The sequence below is a fragment of the uncultured Roseovarius sp. genome, assembly GCF_913054395.1.
Classification (GTDB): Bacteria; Pseudomonadota; Alphaproteobacteria; order Rhodobacterales; family Rhodobacteraceae; genus Roseovarius.
This window is the reverse complement of the sequence record NZ_CAJXIP010000231.1, coordinates 1-3,521: the sequence shown is the minus strand read 5'-3', so window position 1 is coordinate 3,521 and position 3,521 is coordinate 1. Positions and strand designations below refer to the sequence as shown.

Sequence of the window (3,521 nt, the reverse complement as noted above, 5' to 3'; positions counted from 1 at the left end):
CCTCTACAGGCATCGAAGTGACCGGGGAAAGCGCGGCCAATATTACCGGGGACCTGACTATGAACGGCGTCACAAAGCCGGTTGTTCTTGAAACAACCTTAAACAAATCCGCCCCCTACCCATTTGGCCCCAAAGAAGGCGTGCCGACTTTGGGATTTGAAGCCAGCGCAACTATTGTGCGCTCGGACTTTGGCCTTGGCGCATTTGCCCCGGCTGTGAGCGATGAGATTGAACTCATCATCTCGATCGAAGCCCTGAAATCAAAATAGAGACTGGTAGGCAACATGCGAAATCGATTGAGTTTCTTTGCGATTTGGCGCGCGGCGTTCTTTGCTATCGCGGCATTCCCTGCCTTTGCGCAGGGGATGTCGTTGCCACAACGCACATCACCTCAGCCTGAAACAACCAACGGAGTGCCGCATGTGCAAATCGGCGTCCAAGCAGACCCGGAAATCAAAGCGGAACTTCTGCGAAGCGTTGCAGAATTCCCTGGTGTCAGCCTTGGCCCAACGCGCGTTTCACTACCCGGTGCGGTTGGGTTTCAATTGGATGCAGATGTCACCCTCGCGCGGCCTGGCTCCATTGTCGGCGGACGCGAGTTTGCCCATTTGCATCCAGATGGCAGCTTGCACGCTTCGTTGGATCCCGTCATTGCCCGCAAGGCTGTCGCGATGGGCTGGGCGATTGCGCATCCTTGGGCCCAACAACGCCAAGGCTGGGAGGGGTTCGTCATGATTTATACACCGAACACCAAGGAAGAGCTCGGCACTGTGATTCAGTTGGTGCAAAGCTCATATACCTACATCACTGGACAAACTTTTCCGAAATGAGCGCATGAAAGAAATAATAGGGGCGCATTATGTGCTCGGAGCATTCGCGGGCACAGGGTCGGAGAACGGCGTCATCAGAATGTAAGTGATCAGTCGCGGCTCAATCACCCTTGCTAAAAATCCAAAGCATCTGCGACGGATAATACCCTTCGCCATGTTTAACATCCAAGGATCATCACAGGAGCGCCGGATGTTCAAAGCTGTTCTCAATTCTCACTGGTTCATATGGACTATTCTGGCGTTGCCCTCCATCCCGATGATGGGCGCTCTGGTGTCCGGGCAACCTAGCCCCGAGGGAAAGCCTGTCGCCGAAATGTTGTTGCACCCGACTGGCGAATTTGCCGCGCGGTTCATGATCATTGCTATGATCCTTACGCCGATGCGGTTGCTGTTTCCGGACTCGGCTCTCTGGCGTTGGATGGTGAAACGGCGGCGCTATTTTGGCGTGGCGGCCTTTGCCTATGCAGCCTTTCACACGGGTCTATACATCATAGACATGGGGGGGCTGCGCGCCGTCCTCGGAGAAGCCCTAGCGCTTGGTATCTGGACAGGTTGGTTTGCCATGTTCATATTTGTTCCACTGGCCCTGACTTCAAATGGTTATTCCGTGCGGCAAATGGGACCCGCTTGGAAATCCCTACAGCGTTGGGTCTACCCGGCGGCTTTTGCAACACTGCTGCACTGGATTTTTGTTCACAATAATCTTGGCCCTGCGCTGCTGCATTTCATCCCCCTCGCCACACTTGAGACCTATCGCATCTGGCGCAACGCCCGTCCCCGAAACCAACCGATTTAGGAGCCCCACTATGCTTAGAGCACGACTGATCTTCTTGACCTCAACATTGCTACTCATGCCATTCAGCGCTGTCGCGACGGGGCTGTTCGAATGCGAAGTGACCGAACGCGCAAGCTGGTTATCCGAAGCCGAATTGACGAAAAAGCTGGAAGCCCAAGGATGGTCCGTGCGCCGCATGAAAGTAGACGGCGGCTGTTGGGAGGTCTATGGCAACACCCCTGAAGGCGAGCGTGTCGAAGGGTATTTTCACCCCATCACGGGTGATGCAAAACTCATTGCGCAACGCGGGCGCATCTTGTTTCGCGCGGACTGATCAGAGTGAGGTGCACAGGAGTGTTCAATGATACACCGCGCTACAGCAGCGTTTCGCCTGTCAGACGAATTAGATGTCGAATATTCTGTTGACCGGACATTCGTGTAAGGTGCAGCATTTGGTAATGTGGGCTCATTCGAGCCATTCGCTGTATCTTTCACCGATGGCAGCCAAGCGGGTCAAACCTGCCGCTCCCATCGCCCAGGACAATGACGGCAGTTAGCACAAAGCGGTCTTCGAACCCGGCTGCAATTCCGAAGAAACAGTAGGAGCACGACCGACTCTTCGCTCCGCCAACAGCGGACTTTCATCTTGGCAGTTTTGCAGGCATCAATGCTTCGGGCTGCTCGAAGAACCCAAAATACGGAAACTAGTCCTTATAAAGTAAGCGCAGTTTCTCGAAAGCACGCATGGGTGCGAGTTGCATCGTCGATTCAACATACAGAACTCCATTGTTGAGTGGTAAGCAGCACTATTTCCCTTCCCCTAGAATTCTCAGATCTGGCACTGCCTCACACTGCAAGCGTGATAGATTTTGTACGGGTGTAGGCGTCGAGACCCTCCAACCCTTTTTCGCGACCGAAACCGGATTTTCGGTTGCCGCCAAAGGGCAATTCGATTCCGCCGGCCCAATAGTCGTTGACGGTGACCTGCCCCGCATCCACCCGCTGCGCCATGCGCAGGGCGGTAGACATATCGCGGGTATAGATCCCAGCAGCCAGAGCAAATTCGGTGCCATTGGCGAGCGCCAGTGCTTCTTCTTCGCTTTCGAAGGTTTGCACCGCAAGAACAGGACCAAAGATTTCCTGGGTCACCACATCATCGCTGGCGCTCAGGTTGTCTAGGATGGTCGGTTCAAAGAACCAACCCTTGCCAGTTTCTGGGTCTGTTGAGATGTTGCCGCCGGTGACGATCTCTACCCCGCGGGCGCCGGCACCCTCCACATGGCCTGCAATCTGCGCCAAGTGCCGCTCAGAGTTAACCGCACCCATATCCGGATTCCGAAGCCCGTGGCCAAAGCGCAGGCCTTGCGCTTTTCTGACTAGCCGTTCCAGCACCTCGGCGTGCAGGTCGCGGTGGATCACGAGCCGGGAACCAGCCGAACAAATCTGCCCGGAATTGGAAAAGATCGCCCAGAGCGCGCCCTCTGCCACAGCCTCGGCATCGGCGTCAGAAAACGCGATCAGAGGCGACTTGCCGCCCAGTTCCAAGGTCAGTCCGGTCACGTTGGGTGCCACATTCTGCATCACCCCGACGCCGGTTGCCACCGAGCCGGTGAAGGTCACATGCCGCACGCGAGGATCCGTGACCAACGGCGCACCGGCTTCGATGCCGGTCCCGGTGACCACATTGACCACACCCGCAGGCACGCCAGCGCGCAACAGCAGCTCGGCAATCATCAGCGCAGTAAAGGGCGTGGTTTCCGCAGGCTTTACCACCGCCGAGCAGCCCGCTGCCAGTGCCGGGGCAATACCACGCACAAGCGTTGACGTCGGGTAGTTCCACGGCACGATATGAGCGGTCACGCCCACCGGCTCGCGCACCGTGAACGCTGCGTTGCCATTCCCCAGGTTGACGCTTC

5 protein-coding genes are annotated in these 3,521 nt (G+C 56.4%); 4 read left to right on the top strand and 1 reads right to left on the bottom strand.

Annotation, left to right across the window (positions count from 1 at the left end; translation table 11 throughout):
• The 4 genes from QZ522_RS18490 to QZ522_RS18475 all read left to right on the top strand — a co-directional run.
• A partial coding sequence (locus tag QZ522_RS18490) for a YceI family protein (protein WP_294615050.1) occupies nucleotides 1-269 on the top strand: 269 nt, incomplete at its 5' end.
• Between the two features lie 15 nt (nucleotides 270-284).
• Nucleotides 285-830: a luciferase family protein gene (locus QZ522_RS18485; protein ID WP_294615047.1), complete on the top strand. Its 546-nt coding sequence runs from the start codon at nucleotides 285-287 to the stop codon at nucleotides 828-830.
• 190 nt (nucleotides 831-1,020) lie between these two features.
• Entirely contained in the window at nucleotides 1,021-1,626 is a 606-nt protein-coding gene (locus QZ522_RS18480) for a ferric reductase-like transmembrane domain-containing protein (RefSeq protein ID WP_294615044.1), read from the top strand.
• Between the two features lie 34 nt (nucleotides 1,627-1,660).
• Nucleotides 1,661-1,939, top strand: a complete 279-nt coding sequence (locus tag QZ522_RS18475; RefSeq protein WP_294615042.1) for a PepSY domain-containing protein — start codon at nucleotides 1,661-1,663, stop codon at nucleotides 1,937-1,939.
• Between the two features lie 512 nt (nucleotides 1,940-2,451).
• Here the strand turns inward: QZ522_RS18475 and QZ522_RS18470 are convergent.
• On the bottom strand, nucleotides 2,452-3,521 hold a 1,070-nt coding region (locus QZ522_RS18470; RefSeq protein WP_294615040.1), incomplete at its 5' end, for an aldehyde dehydrogenase family protein.